Here is a 15,874-nt window from a genome sequence, read left to right as displayed (position 1 = left end):
TATAAATAACTTTTCAAAATAGTGATACACCTTGCCAACGCCTTACACAACAAGGGTTAATGAGGCACCCTAACTCATCCCGGGTGATTTGAAGACTTGAAGCCGCATGAGGCAAGTTGGGAGCCTTATGAGGCAAGCTGGGCTCCTTATGAGGAAAGCTAGTCTCCTTTTGAGATAAGTCCAATCCATTGTTAACACTATTTATTGTTTCAGAGGAAAAAATCTCTTCTGGATTCGGTAACGACATACCCGGTAATGTGTAGGATTTATTCCGTTTTTCACCAGACGAAACCAAAAGCCCTTTACGTTCAAGACGAGGAAAAGACAAAATTACTTCTCGGGAATTTTTCTAGTTGTTCAAATTTGCTTCCAATAGTTGGATAAAAAAACGACTTCTGCTGAATCTTGGTAATTTCAGTGCATCCTTGCTTACATATTTTCTCACAGCACAGGGACGATGATGCCTTAAACATTAACCCAATCCACCGCCTCACGGGTCAGACGACCAATTTCTTGCCAATTCTGGCTATCCACCAGCACTTTACTCACCATCCATGAGCCGCCACACGCCACAACACGCGGTACTGCAAGATAATCACGGATATTCTTCAGCCCAATACCTCCGGTAGGCATAATCTGGAGTTCAGTATAAGGTGCCAGTATCGCTTTAATCATCGGCAAACCACCGGAAGGTTCTGCCGGGAAGAATTTCAGCAGTTTTAGCCCCAACTCCATTGCTCCTTCAATCGCACTGGGATTATTCACACCCGGAATAATCGGAATATTCAGTTCCTGACAGGCTTTGACGGTATTTGGATTAAAACCCGGAGAAACAATAAAAGTCGCCCCCGCTTCTCTGGCAGCAACCACTTGCTCACGATTCAGAACGGTTCCTGCGCCAATCAGCATATCCGGCCGAGCTTCTTTTAGCAGACGAATCGCTTCTGCTGCTGCCGCAGAACGGAAAGTAATTTCTGCTATCGGCAAGCCATTGTCAGCCAGCGCGTTACCCAGCGGAATAATATCTTCCGCACGATCAACCGCAATCACCGGGACAATTTTTAGCTGGCGTAACTGCTCAATCATTTGTTTCATCGCTTTTTCTCCTCCCCTTAAAAGAAGCTATCAATTATCGTTTTGGTGGCGCTAATTGGAATAATCGCCCCTTTATGCTGAATAACGATACCCGCAAGACAATGCCCCATTTTTACCGCTTGTTGTACTGAGCAATCTGTCAGATATCCAGCCAAAAAACCGGCGTTAAAAGCATCTCCCGCAGCCGTGGTATCAACCACTTTACTAACCAGCTCGGTTGGGATCTGCTCAATCGGCGTACCCTGCACCAAATTCTGATAATAGCAACCGGCTGCACCCCCTTTAACAATAGCTTCTTTAACCCCTGCCAGTTCGAGGCGAATCATGATTTCTGTCACTGATTTATCACCCCACAAATTGCTTTCATCGTCATCTGTCACCAGAGCCAATGAAGTGAAAGAGAGTAATTTCTGATAACAAGTCCGGGTTTCTGCCACATTTTCCCATAATGCCGGACGGTAATTACTATCAAAAACTATTGTTTTTCCTTGTGCAGCCAGTTCGGCTAACAGATTCAGTAATATTTCACGATCATCAGCAGGCAAGATAGCCAGGCTGATGCCACTGAGATAAATAGCATCCATCTGTTGCAACGATTGAATAACAGAAAAGAAATCAGGATGGCGAACCATATAACGAGCGGCAGAATCATTACGCCAGTACAGAAAACTGCGTTCTCCCTGCTCATCAAGCTGAATCAGATATAACCCTGGCTGATGAGCAGGATCACGCAACACCAGATGCGTATCGATGCCCTCATCCTGCCAATGTTTGATCATGCCTTCGCTGAGTGAGTCCATTCCCAGCGCAGTCACAAAATGAACCGCAATCTTTTTCTGGCTTGCCCGTGCTAAATAAACCGCACTGTTCAACGCATCACCACCAAAAGTCTGATGCATAGTGCCGAAAGGCGCGCCATTAAGCTCAATCATACATTCACCAAGAAATGCAATCCGCTTCATTGGTTTTCTCCCGGCAAGGCAAAATAACGGCGGGCATTATGAAAGCAAATATTCTCAACCATCTGCCCTAACATTGCTCTGTTATTAGGAATTTCCCCATTTTCTGCCCATTGCCCCAATAAGTTACAAAGAATCCGACGAAAGTATTCATGTCGTGTGTATGAGAGAAAGCTACGGGAATCGGTCAACATGCCGACAAACTGACTCAACAGCCCAAGTTGGGAAAATTGTTCAAGCTGGCGCAACATGCCATCCTTCTGATCATTGAACCACCAGCCTGAACCAAACTGTACTTTACCGGCAATACCGCTCCCCTGAAAGTTACCAGCCATCGTAGCAATCACTTCGTTATCCCGAGGATTCAGGCAGTAGAGAATTGTTTTCGGTAATTCATCTGTCACATCCATGCTATCCAGCAACCGGGATAGCGGCCAGGCGATATTGCTATCACCAATGGAATCAAAGCCACTATCCGCACCGAACAAATGAAACATGCGAGTATTATTGTTACGGATAGCGCCGATATGCATCTGCATGACCCAACCACGGCCCGCATATTGACGGCCAAGCCATATCAGAACCGCCGTTGTGTACTGCGTAATTTCGAGTTCAGAAAGAATATCGCCAGTCAGCCGTTTTTGCAGGATCCTATCCAATACAGCTTCATCAGGAACCGGTGCATAGCGCAGATTTTCTATACCGTGATCAGCCGCCCGACAGCCATGCGCGGCAAAATGATCAAGACGACGCTCCAGCGCATGTAATAGATCAGCAAAAGCAGAGATCGACACATCAGCCGCAGCCTCAAGCAGTTTGATGTAATCCGTGAAACCCGCCAGCTCAATTTTAAATACGCGGTCAGGACGCCAACTGGGTAATACTTCGATATCGAAATTGTCATCTGCGGCGATTTGATGGTGATATTCCAGAGAATCCACCGGATCATCCGTCGTTCCAACCATACGCACATTCATCTGCCGCATAATGCCACGAGTTGAAAATTCCGGTGTCGCCAGCTTTTCATTGCATTGATGCCAGATTTCATCCGCAGTTTCCGGCCCGAACACTTTCCCAGTAATACCAAACGGACGGCGTAATTCCAGATGAGCCCAGTGATAAAGCGGATTTCCCAACGTCAGTGGTACTGTTTTCACCCACGCCTGATATTTTTCATCATCACTGGTTTGTTTGCCGGTAATCAGTGATTCATCAACCCCCGCGGAACGCATTGCCCGCCATTTATAGTGATCCCCTTCCAGCCAAATCTGACCGAGGTTATCAAAACGGCGATTTTCGGCAATTTCACGCGGATTAAGATGGCAGTGATAGTCATAAATCGGCATAGCTGCGGCGTGTTCATGATATAGCTGACAGGCTGTTTGATTGCTCAGAAGAAAATCTTCACACATAAAATTTTTCATCTCTTTTTCCTACGCCCAGATCAGCGTGTCGCCACAGCGCGACGTGCGCCGTAGTCTAATAATTGTTGGTAAGCGTCACTCACTACCCGCACAAAATGCGGATTGTCTGACAATAGACCACCAAAAACAGCCAACAATGCGGGAACTACATCAACAGATAATCCATGTTGCCGATAAATAGATTTAAATTGGTCAACCAACGGATCACGTACATCAATCAATTCGCCTTGCTCATCTTTGCCGCTGATATAACGCATCCAGCCAGCAATGCCCAAGGCCAGATACCAATAATCGCTGCCATTCGCCAGATGATAAGTGACAGAATCAAGCATACGTTGGGGTAATTTCTGGCTGCCATCCATTGCTATCTGCCAGGTCTGGTGCTTAAGTCTGGAATTACTGAAACGCTCAATAAGGAGGTGTGCATATTGGAAAAGATCCGTTCCTGCCGGCATCGTCAGAGTTGGTGCCTGCTCTTTTAGCATCAGATCCAAAACGGCTTGCCTGTAATCGGGGTTCGTCATTGCGTCAGCAATATGCGCATATCCTCCCAAATAGCCCAGATAAGCCAAAAATGAGTGGCTGCCGTTGAGCATTCGCAATTTCATGGTTTCAAAAGGCACCACATCCTCAACAAATTGTGCTCCTGCCACATCCCAGTTTGGGCGGCCACTCACAAAATTATCTTCAATCACCCATTGGTGGAAAGGCTCACAGGCAATTGCGCATGGGTCATAGACACCCAATTGTTCAGCTATTTCTTCCAGCAATTCAGGCGTCGCCGCCGGAACAATGCGGTCAACCATAGTGCATGGGAACGTCACATTCCGCTCAATCCACTGCGCCAGTTTTTCATCTCGTAAACAGGCAAAACCAATCACCGCTTCACGGGTAACTTTGCCATTCTCTCTGACATTATCGCAGGACATCACCGTCAACGGTGATAAGCCACGCTCATAGCGCAAGCGAAGCGCTTCAACAATATATCCGATAGCCGATTTGGGCGCTGTTGGATTGGCTAAATCTTGTTGAATCAACGCATTATTCACATCCAATTTGCCACTGGCAGTATCGGTACAATAGCCTTTCTCGGTAATTGTCAGCGAGATAATCGCCACCTGCGGCTGTGCCATAGTTTCCAGAATACCTTGCTGACCCACCAACTCAGGATGTAAAGCATCGATCATCGAGCCGATAATTTTCAGCTCAGTTTGTTCTGCCCCTTTTTCCGCAATGGTACACAAGCAATCTTGATCTCTAAGTTGCTGAATAAGCGTCTGACCGGAGAACAAACTGACTTCACAAATCCCCCAATCACTGCCGGTTTTTTCCAGCATGTGATGAGTAAAAACCGCCTGATGCGCCCGATGAAAAGCGCCACACCCCAGATGAACAATGCGGGTATCCAGTTTCTGGCGATCATAGGCAGGAAAAGAAGCAACAGGACTGATTTCACCGTTGGCTATATTACGGATCATGGAATAGTTCCTTTAACGACGCAGATTATCTGAATAATCAGTAACTCAGTAACTCAGTAACATCTGAGGCAACCACAGGCTCAGTTGTGGCATAAAAGTCACCAGCATCAGAGCGATAATCAAAGCACAGTACATAGGCACCAAAGGTTTCAGTACCTTATTAATGCTGACCTCACCGATAGAGCAGCCAACAAACAGCGCACTACCTACCGGCGGCGTGCAGATACCAATAGCCAGGTTGAAAGTCATAATGATACCGAAGTGTACCGGGTCAACCCCCATATTCTGTGCCACCGGCAGGAAAATCGGGGTGAAAATCAGAATCGCCGGGGTCATATCCATAAAAGTGCCGATCAGCAACAAAATAAGATTAATAACCAACAGAATAACCAGCGGGTTTTCAGAAACCGCCATCAATGCATCAGCGATCAAATAGGGCAGATCAGCATTCGCCATTGCCCAAGACATTCCCATTGACGCACCAATCAGCAGCAGAACAATGGAGGTGGTCACAGCAGAATCGAGAATGATTTTTGGCAGTTTAGCGATACTGACTTCACGATAAATCAGTACCGCTAAAACAAAGCTGTACAACACAGCAATCGCCGAAGCCTCTGTCGCGGTAAAAATACCGGCAATGATACCGCCCATAATGACCACAACCAGCATCAGGGAAGGCAAGGCGCGAACCAAGGTGGTAAAAAACGCGCTCCATGTCGGCTTTGGCGATACCGGATAATTACGGTGCCTGGCAATAATCGCCGCCACAATCATCAGGGATACCCCCATCAGAATGCCGGGAATATAGCCTGCCAGAAACAGGGCAGCAATGGATGTACCACCAGAAACCAGTGAATAAACAATCAAGGTATTACTGGGCGGGATCAACAAACCCGCAGGACAGGAGGCAATGTTGACAGCAGCAGAATATTCCGGCTCATAGCCCTCTTTTTTCTGCATTGGCGCCATCGTTCCACCGACTGCCGCAGCCGATGCCACCGCTGAACCTGAAATCGCCCCGAAAAACATGTTCGCCATAATATTGACGTGAACCAGAGAGCCAGGCAAACGACCACCAATGACTTTTGCCAGATTAATCAGCCGGGCAGCGATCCCCCCCTGATTCATCATATTTCCCGCCAGAATAAAAAACGGGATCGCCAGTAAAGAGAAGTTATCAACACCCGCAGCCATACGTTGAGCGACAACGGTAACTGCCGCCTCCATTGGCAGAGTCATCATAATTGCCAGTAATGACGACAAACTAATCGCAAAGGATACGGGTATACCAAGTGCTAACAGCACAGCAAAGCTACCAAACAAAGCTAAAACCACTTGCCAATCCATAAACTCATCCTCTTCTGTCTGGTGATGTTAATGACTTTCAGAAACCGCAGTGTCTTTACCTGAAAAATTCTGAATCAGAGAAACAATGTCTGCCAGCACATAGAAAATCATCAGCATTCCACTGATTGGCAAACATAAGTAGACATATCCCATCTGTAGCCCTAACGCCGGTGTAATTTGCCCGGTTTCAAGCGTTGAGATAGCCAATACCGATCCGCCATACACCAGTACGACCGCAGCAAACAACGCTACCGCCGCCTGTATCACCAAACCCACAATATTTTTACCTGTCCCCTTAAGTTTCATCATTAACAGGTCGATAGCTAAGTGGCGGTGTTGACCTGTGGTATATGCCGCGCCAATCATGGCGACCCACATAAACAGATAACGGGCAAGCTCATCCGTTACCGTACTCGGCGTACCCAGCACATAGCGGGAAACCACCTGCCATGTGACACAAAACACCAAAAAAGTAGAAAGGCAGAGGGTAAAAAATGCCAAACCTTTATTGATGCAATCCACCAGGTTTTTCATGGGGTTTGTCCTTATTGGCCTTAATGAAGCCTCGTTTGGTTAACCAGATAGGGGAAAACTGCCTGACCAAAATAAGTAAAAAGCACTTTACGTCACCCGGATTATAAGATCCAGGTCAAAAAAACATCCAGTGAGCGGGATCACAAACTGACTGGTTGACCAAAAAACCGGGCTGTTTTGGGATCTTGGTCAACCAAATGGTTTTTACTTTTTGACTAAAGCCAAAGTAGTGCTTATGGTTTGACCGTCAGTTCAGTTGTACCCGTAACCTATTTACAGCAATTGGAGAACGAACAATGAACAATTCTAAGCGTGTTTTATGTACTGTCATCGGCGCAATGTTCGCCTTGGGAGCATCACAAGTCATGGCAGTGACAACATTAAAACTCAGTCATAACCATAACCGCGATCACGCAGTACACAAGGCAATGACTCAGTTTGCTGATGAAGTTCGCCAAAAAACAAATGGTGATGTTCGTATTCGGATCTATCCAGATGCACAATTGGGCAACCAGCGGGAATCGATGGAGCTGATGCAAAATGGGGCGCTGGATTTAGTCAAATCTAACGCGGCAGAACTGGAAGCTTTTACACCCGCCTATTCTGCGTTTAATTTACCCTATCTGTTCCGTGATAAAGCACACTACGAAAAAATCAAAAACGGAGAGATCGGTAAAGAGATCCTCACTTCCAGCAAAAACAGCGGGTTTGTCGGAATAACCTATTATGAAGCCGGAGCACGCAGCTTTTACGCTAAAAAGCCTATCCGTACTCCTGCGGATTTAAAAGGCATGAAAATCCGTGTACAACCTAGCCCAACCGCCATTTCAATGGTGAAAAACTTGGGCGGCAACCCAACACCATTGGCTTACGGCGAACTGTATACCGCCCTGCAACAGGGTGTCGTGGATGCCGCAGAGAACAATATTCCCTCTTTCAACCTGAGCCGTCACAGTGAAGTTGCAAGGTATTTCTCACTGGATAAGCATACGATGGTGCCGGATGTCCTGGTGATTTCTAATAAATCGCTAAATAAACTGTCATCAACACAACAAAAAATCCTCATGGATGCGGCAGCCGACTCTTCGGAATATATGACAAAGCTATGGGAAAAATCAGAAGCGAAGGAGCGCCAGAACGCAGAAAAAATTGGGGTCAAGTTTGTTGATGTTGATAAAAAATCGTTTGAAGAAGCGGTCAAACCTATGTACGACGACATCAAGAAAACTGATCCGATGCTTTACCGTATGGTAGAGCGCATCCGCGCAGTAAGATAATCATCATGGTGAAGGTCAAATGACCTTCACTCTTAAGCGGCATTTTTGGTTGACCAATTCCTGTTTTTGACTATGATCTATGCAATAATAATTATCATAATGGTAGTGATGTGATGAAGCATTTACTTGAGCCAAAACGCCCTTACCAAGAAGTCGGCGTTTCATTAAGGCAGATGATTGCCAACCAGCAATATCGTATCGGAGATCGTTTACCACCGGAACGAGAACTTGCTGAATTATTAGGGGTTTCCAGAACCGTTGTGCGTGAAGCCTTAATCATGCTCGAACTGGAAAACCTGATTGAAGTTCGCAAAGGTTCTGGGGTTTATATTATCAACCTCCCTCACTTGTCGTCGTCTTCATGCTCAGTCAACGCGGCAGGGCCTTTTGAACTGCTACAGGCTCGCCAATTGCTGGAAAGTAATATTGCTGAATTTGCCGCCATGCAAGTTACACCAAACGACATTGCGAATATGCGCCGAGCACTGAAAAGAGAGTCGGAAGATTTGGCTTCCGGTGAAGATGAATCCGGTGACAGAGAATTCCATCTGGCAATTGCGGAAGCGACACATAACAGCATGTTAGTCGAACTACTTAAGCAATCCTGGGCATGGCGGGAAAATAATCCCATGTGGCTGAAACTCCACACCCGAATCACCGACAAAGATTACCGTAAAGAATGGTTGCATGATCATCAGATCATTTTGGCCGCCATGATCAAGAAAGATCCGGCGGCAGCCAAACAGGCAATGTGGCAACACCTGGAGAATGTGAAATTACGTTTGCTGGAATTGTCTGATATTGATGATCCCTATTTCGATGGTTATCTGTTTAATTCATATCCCGTTGAAATAGCAAAGAAGCGTAATTAATTCAGTAAGATAATTTATAAATAAGTTTTTATATCCAGTTATTCTGGTGGCTGTTTTTCATTCTGAATTTGTGCAAAGGTAAATAACAATGGAACAAACCTGGCGTTGGTTCGGCCCAAATGATCCTGTTTCCTTAGATGATATTTGTCAGGCTGGTGCAACGGGTATCGTCACCGCATTACACCATATTCCTAACGGGCAAGTTTGGCACAAAGATGAAATTCTGGCCCGTAAAACCCTAATCGAAAATAAAGGGCTTATCTGGTCGGTTGTTGAAAGTGTGCCTGTTCATGAAGAAATTAAAACTCAGACAGGTCACTATCAACAATGGATTGATAACTACAAAATTTCGCTGAAAAATCTGGCTGAATGCGGCATAGATACCATCTGTTATAACTTTATGCCAGTGCTGGACTGGACACGTACTGATCTTGAGTATCTACTCCCTAATGGCTCTAAAGCCCTGCGTTTTGATCAAATTGCCTTTGCCGCATTTGAGATCCATATCCTCAAACGCCCTGGCGCGAAAATTGATTATACGGTTGAAGAACAAGCCCAGGCAAAAATCTATTACGACAATATATCTGATGCTGATATTGATAAACTCACTGCTAATATCATTGCCGGCCTGCCGGGTGCCGAAGAGGGCTACACACTGGAAAAGTTTCAGGCGCAATTGGATCGCTACAAAGATATTAGCCGCGATAAACTGCGTGAGCATCTGGCTTATTTCCTGCACCAGATTATTCCTGTGTGTGAAGAACAAGGTTTACGTCTGGCAATTCACCCGGATGATCCACCTCGCCCGATTCTGGGCTTACCACGTATCATTTCCACCATTGAAGATATTGAATGGCTGACAGCCATTGAACCCAGCCAGGCTAACGGCATCACGATGTGCACCGGCTCCTACGGCGTTCGTGGTGATAATGATCTGATTGAGATGATTCAGCGCTACGGCAACCGGATCTATTTTACTCACCTGCGTTCCACCCAACGGGAAGAAAACAGTAAAACTTTTCATGAAGCCGCTCATCTGGCAGGTGATGTAGATATGTATAGTGTAGTTATGGAAATCCTGCGTGAAGAATATCGCCGCAAAGCAGCCGGCGATAACCGTTTAATCCCAATGCGTCCTGATCACGGCCACCAAATAATTGATGACCTGAAAAAACAGACGAACCCCGGTTATTCCTGTATTGGCCGATTAAAAGGTCTGGCAGAATTTCGCGGGTTGGAATTAGGTTTAAAACGCGCATTTTTTGAGAGAAAATAATAAATACAAGTTACTGAATATATTTATTAGCAACCCTATAAAGGGTTGCTTTTTATATTTATCTACATTGATGTTACTATCAGGATATTGAAATAAAACTCTACTTTATTATTTTAATTAATTTGCTAACGGCAGAAAAATCTTGGCGAATTCTCTATTTTTCAATAAGTAAGAATAAGTTTCGGTTTCGCATATTAACTGCATTTACTCGGGTAAATTATATAAATAGTTGTGTTGAGGGTAATGGAAATATATACAAATAATATAGTGTCGGTTAGTTTTCATTTAAATTTAACGGGTTCGATAAGTTGTCATATTTAATGAAGCTATTTGATACATTAAATAAACCCCACGAAATATATTTCATAACCACATGATTTTAATTTGTTTACAAATTTAATTTTTCGTATAATATTTTACCTTAACGATTGCAGTGTTAATTTAGGTTCGCGTAAAAAGAGGGTAGGGTATAGTAATATTTTATCGTTAAGTTTGTTTAATATTTCATGATGAAAAATTTGAAAAGAAATTATTATGTATTATTTTATTATTTCTGATGGAAAATACTAAGTTATATTGCTGGGATTATTAATCCAGTAATAAGTTATAATAATTTAATTTCTGAATTAAGAGGTATATATGTCTACAAAGAATATGAATACAACTGATCAAACAGTTGGTAAAGATTCAGTTGTTGTTGGGAATGCAGAAGCACCAGCAATATATGCTATAGCAATTGGTGCTTCACCACTAGTTTCTAAATCAATTAGTGAGGCCGCTATTGCTATTGGGCAAAATCAACTGGCGGGTAGAGAAGAGAATAAGAATGAGGATGATAAAGTCATATGGCCAATTGCGATTGGCGCTGATTCTGTATCCAGTGGTTCAGCGTCCATTGCCTTGGGGCAAAAGGTTGTTGCTAGTGCGGTTCAGGCAGTAGCAATTAGTCAAAACTCCACTGCAACAGGAAATGCGAGTGTTGCATTGGGATCAGACTCTAGATCCAGCGGTTCGGCTGCTATTGCTCTGGGAAAGAAAGCTATTGCTAGGGGGAATCAGGCAGTAGCAATTAGTCAAAACTCCTCTGCAACAGGAAGTGCAAGTGTTGCATTAGGGGAAGGCTCTGCATCCAGCGGCTCGTCTTCTATTGCTCTGGGGCAAAAGGTTTCTGCCAGTGGGTCTCAGGCAATTGTGATTGGTCAAAACTCCTCTGTAACAGGAAGTCGGAGTATTGTATTAGGATCAGACTCCAGGTCCAATTCTTCGTCTGCTATTGTCGTGGGGCAAAAGGTTAACGTTAGTGCACCTCAGGGAATTGCGATTGGCCAGAACGCCTCTGTAACAGCAAGTGGGAGCATTGCATTAGGTGCAAATTCTGTTGCCAGCAAATCGAATGTTATTTCTGTAGGAAAACCGGGTAATCAACGTAAGATTGTGAATGTTGCTGCCGGGGATATTTCCAAGAACAGTACGGAGGCGGTAAATGGTCAGCAATTATATGTTGAATTGACAAGAATGAGTGCATTGGATATAAAAAATAAGCAACTGGAAATGGATATTAAAAAGCTGGAGAATACTATAGATAATCTTACCCGTTCTATTACTAATCTTACTCTGTTGTGCCAGAAAAATGCAGATGAAGTTGATTTGTTGAAGAAATAAATTCTTAACACATTGGATGATTAATAATAAATGGATTCAGCTAAACTAATAAGTGCATTTTCATGAAGGGCGGTTAGTTGCTATTATCTTAGCATCTTTCCTTTTCCAAAGGAAAATGCACTGAAGTCCATCAACCATTATCAAAACGTTGAAACAAAATTAGGAAATAAATTTTGTGGTAAACCAATTGAATCATCGTCCGCGAAAAGTCAGTGGAGGCAAAACACCAAATAAATTATTTAAGAGAACATGAGCATATTTACTTCCATAATTACGATATTGCACTTATTATGTGAATCTGCCAAAAATAGATAATAACGCAATCAAAGATATCAAAATCATATAAAAAAGGCAGAACATGAATATTACAATTCTGCCTGATGAAATACATTTGATAGAAAATATCTTTTGGTTCTAGATAAAATCACTCCCATCCAATCAGAGAAATGCTGTTCTCAATTCGTATTGGCAACCCTATCAATTAAACCCGGACAAACTCTATCTTCCAACAACGTATATCATTGACATAAAGACGAGGCGTATTCGTCTCAGGGTCCAGCTCAAAATCAATAATAAGTTCAGTACTAGGATAAAAATAACTATTCCCGTAAATTCGCCGTAAGGCTTCTTTTTTCCCGGGTAAGACAACCGCATCAATATAAAGCTTGTCACCCGAAGCTTCAATAGCAAATATCGCTTCTGTTTCGTGGCTATAATAACGCCCTGACACTAGCTGAATATCGATACCACCTTCATCGATCATCTTTTTCAAATAAAAAACATTCCCTTCTTCATCAATCTGCTCCAGTGCGATAACACGCTTATTTTCAATTACCGGTCTAAACCGGATTTGACTTCCCCTCTCGTGGAATGTCCCATCATGGCTAAAAATAATCGGGTTACCCTTTTCGAATAAATTACCTAATAAGTAACAATCTTCCTGAGTAATAATATAGGGATAAGGATCTGCCCCTTTGAACATACCAGTGATATCAAGATTATTGGTCTGGCAATCCGGTTTTTCTGGCTCAGTCATGTCAGTATTAAATAATACATCAAGACATCGATCAATAAATTCAACAACATTGATACCTGTTGCAACAGTAATAACAATACCTAATTTGGCATCAGGTAAAATACAAACTTCGGCTTTAAAGCCAGCATAGGAACCATCATGTCGTATTATCTTTTGTCCTTCACGTTGGCTAATAAAAAAACCGTAAGCATAATTATTACGATTACCATTGGTCAAATCTGGCATACGGGATAATTGAGGCAACAAATCCTGCACAATGGATGGCGAATAAAATGCTTTGATCCAGCGACACAAATCATTCACCGTAGAACGAAGCCCTGCACTACCCACTGTTGAATCGTTATGATCATCTCTTATCCACCGCTTCAAATTCTCTTTATAGGAATAGCCTATCGCCCGGTCAGAGATAATCTCGGTGACATCATCATAGAAAGAAGTATTATTCATCTTTAATGGGATAAAAATATTTTCCTTTGCATACTCTCTCAACGATTTACCCGAAACCACTTTAACTATTTCAGCCAGTAAATTATAGCCGGTGTTGCTATAAACATGGCGTTCTCCCGGAGTGAAATTAAGTGCTTGTTGCCGTTGAATCAGTTTTCTTAACAAATCTATATTGCGGTGATCAAAATCTGAATTTTTACCTGCCAAGCTATAGGGGACATATTTATCCCGTAATCCACTAGTATGGTGAATAAGATGCGCAATAGTAATGTCAGAGAAATCGGTAGGGAAATAATCCACATATTTTCCGACCTTATCATTGACGTTGAGCTTTCTTTCTCTTTCCAGCAGAGCAATGCAGAAAGCAGTGAATTGTTTTGAAATACTTGCTAAATAGAATTTAGTATTAGGGTGTATAGGAACAGCGTGTTCAATGCTGGCTTGCCCAATATAACGATTATAAATGGTTTCATTTCCATAAGTAACAGCAACTGCGAGAGCAGCGCCATTTTTTTTATTTTCAATATCAACCAGTTTGTCTATTTCCTTGAGAAAATATTTAATATTATCGGTAGATATAGTGGCTTCCATTATAAGTTTCCTTATTTGAAATTATACAAATAGATATATACATACTGGTCATACTACGTATGCACACAAGTACTGGCAGAATATGACCATTCTGCCAGGGATGAAGTTCATCTACCTTTTAGAAACAAACAGAATCCCCCACATCCTGCTAAAGAAATGCTATTCTAAATTCGTATTTACACTACATCAGTAAACTGAGACGAACTTCACCCTCCAACAACGTGAATCACTGATATAGAGATTAGGCTTATTCGTTTCAGGATCCAATGCAAAATCGATAATAAGCTCAGTGCTTGGTGAGAAATAACTATCCTTGTAAATACGCCGTAAAACTTCTTTTTTTCCAAGATAGACAACACCATCAATATAAATCCCATTACCAGAAGCTACGACAGTCAGAGTCGCTTCTGTTTCATGGCTATAATAGAGACCTAATAACTGCTTAATATCGATACCACATTCATCAATCTTCTTATGTAAATAAAAAATATTTCCATTTTTGTCAATCTCTTCCAGTGCTATTACACGGCCATGTTTAATGATAGGCCTGAGTCGGATTTTACCTCCCTCTTCCTGAAATGTGCCATCAGGGTTAAAGATAATCGGATTGCCTTTTTCGAATAAATTCCCTAATAAATAGCAATCTTCCTTGGTAATAATATAAGGATAAGGAGCCATCCCTCGGAAAATACCAGTGATATCGATATGACTAGTTCGGCAATGCGGTTTTTTTGGCTCAATCCTGTCAGTGTTAAACAACACATCAAGCCCCTGACCAATCAATTTAGTGACACCAATATTTGTTGCAGCGGTAATAGCGACACCTAACTTGATATCAGGCAAAATGCAAACATCGGATTTGAAGCCACCATAAGTGCCATCGTGCCGTATCATCTTTTGTCCTTCATGTTCGCTGATAAAAAAACCATAAGCATAATCATTACGATCGCCATTCGTTAAATCTGGCGTACGAGATAAATAAGGCAACAAATCCTGTACAATAGATGGCGAATAAAATGCTCTTATCCAGCGACACAAATCATTTACCGTAGAATGAAGCCCTGCACTCCCTACCACCGCATCGTTAAGATCATCCCTTTTCCATCGGTTCAAATTCTTATCATAAGCGTAGCCTATTGCTCGATCAAAGATAATCTCGGTTATATCATCATAGAAAAAAGTATCTTTCATCTTTAATGGGGCAAAAACATTTTCTTCTGCATATTCTCTCAGTGATTTACCTGAAACCACTCTGACTATTTCCGCCAGTAGATTATAGCCAGTGTTGCTATATAGATGGTATTCCCCAGGAGTAAAATTAAGTGCTTGTTGCCGTTGAGCCAATTTTCTCACTAAATCAATATGGCGGTAGTCAAAGTTTGAGTTTTTACCCGCCAAACTATAAAGCAAAAACTCATCCCGTAACCCACTGGTATGATGAATAAGATGCGCAATGGTAATATCAGAGAAATCGGCGGGAAAATAATCCAAATATTGTCTGACCTTATCATTAACGCAGAGCTTTCCTTCTTTTTCCAACAAGGCAATGCAAAAAGCCGTAAATTGTTTTGAAACACTCGCCAAATAGAATTTAGTTCTGGGATGTACAGCAACCGCGTGTTCAATATTGGCTTTACCAATATAGCGTTCATAAATAGTTTCATTGCCGTGGGTGACAACAACAGCAAGGGCCCCACCATTTTTCTTATCTTCAATATCAACCAGTTCGTTTATTTTATTGATAAACAACTTAATATTATTTGTAGATATATTCGATTTCATTATTAATTTCCTTACATTAAGGTTATACAAACAGGACATACAGATGCAGTCTAATAGATAATATCTTTAGGATCCCAATAGAATCCACGCCATA

The 15,874-nt window shown here is 42.6% G+C and carries 12 protein-coding genes; 4 read left to right on the top strand and 8 right to left on the bottom strand.

Going from position 1 to position 15,874, the window contains the following annotated elements:
* Nucleotides 1-465: 465 nt before the first annotated feature.
* From ACGF7G_RS05265 to ACGF7G_RS05240, 6 genes are read right to left on the bottom strand one after another with little or no spacing between them, the layout of a single operon-like run.
* The gene (locus ACGF7G_RS05265) at nucleotides 466-1,095 is read right to left on the bottom strand and encodes a bifunctional 4-hydroxy-2-oxoglutarate aldolase/2-dehydro-3-deoxy-phosphogluconate aldolase (RefSeq protein WP_133814393.1); all 630 of its coding nucleotides are present in this window, start codon (nucleotides 1,093-1,095) and stop codon (nucleotides 466-468) included.
* A 17-nt stretch (nucleotides 1,096-1,112) separates the two neighbouring features.
* Nucleotides 1,113-2,057: a sugar kinase gene (locus tag ACGF7G_RS05260; RefSeq protein WP_387464001.1), complete on the bottom strand. Its 945-nt coding sequence runs from the start codon at nucleotides 2,055-2,057 to the stop codon at nucleotides 1,113-1,115.
* Complete coding sequence (uxaC, locus tag ACGF7G_RS05255; protein WP_387463999.1) at nucleotides 2,054-3,478, bottom strand: glucuronate isomerase; 1,425 nt, start codon at nucleotides 3,476-3,478, stop codon at nucleotides 2,054-2,056. Before uxaC ends, ACGF7G_RS05260 begins: the two co-directional genes overlap by 4 nt.
* A 20-nt stretch (nucleotides 3,479-3,498) precedes the next feature.
* Complete coding sequence (locus tag ACGF7G_RS05250; RefSeq protein ID WP_387463998.1) at nucleotides 3,499-4,956, bottom strand: fructuronate reductase; 1,458 nt, start codon at nucleotides 4,954-4,956, stop codon at nucleotides 3,499-3,501.
* Nucleotides 4,957-5,001: 45 nt separating this feature from the next.
* The gene (locus ACGF7G_RS05245) at nucleotides 5,002-6,303 is read right to left on the bottom strand and encodes a TRAP transporter large permease (protein ID WP_387463996.1); all 1,302 of its coding nucleotides are present in this window, start codon (nucleotides 6,301-6,303) and stop codon (nucleotides 5,002-5,004) included.
* Nucleotides 6,304-6,330: 27 nt separating this feature from the next.
* Nucleotides 6,331-6,837 (bottom strand): TRAP transporter small permease, encoded by a 507-nt coding sequence (locus ACGF7G_RS05240; protein WP_387463994.1) that lies wholly within the window; start codon nucleotides 6,835-6,837, stop codon nucleotides 6,331-6,333.
* A 296-nt stretch (nucleotides 6,838-7,133) separates the two neighbouring features.
* On the opposite strand from ACGF7G_RS05240, the gene ACGF7G_RS05235 reads away from it, so the two are divergent.
* From ACGF7G_RS05235 to ACGF7G_RS05220, 4 genes are all read left to right on the top strand, one after another.
* The gene (locus ACGF7G_RS05235) at nucleotides 7,134-8,114 is read left to right on the top strand and encodes a TRAP transporter substrate-binding protein (protein WP_387463992.1); all 981 of its coding nucleotides are present in this window, start codon (nucleotides 7,134-7,136) and stop codon (nucleotides 8,112-8,114) included.
* A 113-nt stretch (nucleotides 8,115-8,227) separates the two neighbouring features.
* A complete protein-coding gene (locus ACGF7G_RS05230; RefSeq protein WP_387463990.1) occupies nucleotides 8,228-8,986 on the top strand; it encodes an FCD domain-containing protein in 759 nt (252 codons plus the stop codon).
* 88 nt (nucleotides 8,987-9,074) lie between these two features.
* Complete coding sequence (gene uxuA, locus ACGF7G_RS05225; RefSeq protein ID WP_387463988.1) at nucleotides 9,075-10,262, top strand: mannonate dehydratase; 1,188 nt, start codon at nucleotides 9,075-9,077, stop codon at nucleotides 10,260-10,262.
* A gap of 639 nt (nucleotides 10,263-10,901) precedes the next feature.
* The gene (locus tag ACGF7G_RS05220; protein ID WP_387463987.1) at nucleotides 10,902-11,924 is read left to right on the top strand and encodes a hypothetical protein; all 1,023 of its coding nucleotides are present in this window, start codon (nucleotides 10,902-10,904) and stop codon (nucleotides 11,922-11,924) included.
* A 481-nt stretch (nucleotides 11,925-12,405) separates the two neighbouring features.
* Here the strand turns inward: ACGF7G_RS05220 and ACGF7G_RS05215 are convergent, their stop codons facing one another.
* Both ACGF7G_RS05215 and ACGF7G_RS05210 read right to left on the bottom strand, forming a co-directional pair.
* Nucleotides 12,406-13,998, bottom strand: coding sequence for a serine hydrolase domain-containing protein (locus ACGF7G_RS05215; RefSeq protein WP_387463986.1), 1,593 nt, complete (start codon nucleotides 13,996-13,998; stop codon nucleotides 12,406-12,408).
* Between the two features lie 186 nt (nucleotides 13,999-14,184).
* Nucleotides 14,185-15,780 carry a serine hydrolase domain-containing protein gene (locus ACGF7G_RS05210; RefSeq protein WP_387463985.1) on the bottom strand — a complete coding sequence of 532 codons (1,596 nt, stop codon included), beginning with the start codon at nucleotides 15,778-15,780 and terminating at the stop codon, nucleotides 14,185-14,187.
* Between the last annotated feature and the right edge of the window lie 94 nt (nucleotides 15,781-15,874).

This window comes from Photorhabdus sp. RM323S, from assembly GCF_042879375.1.
Lineage (GTDB): Bacteria > Pseudomonadota > Gammaproteobacteria > Enterobacterales > Enterobacteriaceae > Photorhabdus > Photorhabdus tasmaniensis.
This window is presented reverse-complemented; position numbering and strand designations above follow the sequence as displayed.

What these genes read in the sequence shown, in the direction of transcription:
- ACGF7G_RS05245 (WP_387463996.1), bottom strand. Translation starts at nt 6,303, where the DNA reads ATGGATTGGCAAGTGGTTTTAGCTTTGTTTGGTAGCTTTGCTGTGCTG.
- ACGF7G_RS05250 (WP_387463998.1), bottom strand. Translation starts at nt 4,956, where the DNA reads ATGATCCGTAATATAGCCAACGGTGAAATCAGTCCTGTTGCTTCTTTT.
- uxuA (WP_387463988.1), top strand. Translation starts at nt 9,075, where the DNA reads ATGGAACAAACCTGGCGTTGGTTCGGCCCAAATGATCCTGTTTCCTTA.
- ACGF7G_RS05240 (WP_387463994.1), bottom strand. Translation starts at nt 6,837, where the DNA reads ATGAAAAACCTGGTGGATTGCATCAATAAAGGTTTGGCATTTTTTACC.
- ACGF7G_RS05265 (WP_133814393.1), bottom strand. Translation starts at nt 1,095, where the DNA reads ATGAAACAAATGATTGAGCAGTTACGCCAGCTAAAAATTGTCCCGGTG.
- uxaC (WP_387463999.1), bottom strand. Translation starts at nt 3,478, where the DNA reads ATGAAAAATTTTATGTGTGAAGATTTTCTTCTGAGCAATCAAACAGCC.
- ACGF7G_RS05235 (WP_387463992.1), top strand. Translation starts at nt 7,134, where the DNA reads ATGAACAATTCTAAGCGTGTTTTATGTACTGTCATCGGCGCAATGTTC.
- ACGF7G_RS05215 (WP_387463986.1), bottom strand. Translation starts at nt 13,998, where the DNA reads ATGGAAGCCACTATATCTACCGATAATATTAAATATTTTCTCAAGGAA.
- ACGF7G_RS05210 (WP_387463985.1), bottom strand. Translation starts at nt 15,780, where the DNA reads ATGAAATCGAATATATCTACAAATAATATTAAGTTGTTTATCAATAAA.
- ACGF7G_RS05220 (WP_387463987.1), top strand. Translation starts at nt 10,902, where the DNA reads ATGTCTACAAAGAATATGAATACAACTGATCAAACAGTTGGTAAAGAT.
- ACGF7G_RS05230 (WP_387463990.1), top strand. Translation starts at nt 8,228, where the DNA reads ATGAAGCATTTACTTGAGCCAAAACGCCCTTACCAAGAAGTCGGCGTT.
- ACGF7G_RS05260 (WP_387464001.1), bottom strand. Translation starts at nt 2,057, where the DNA reads ATGAAGCGGATTGCATTTCTTGGTGAATGTATGATTGAGCTTAATGGC.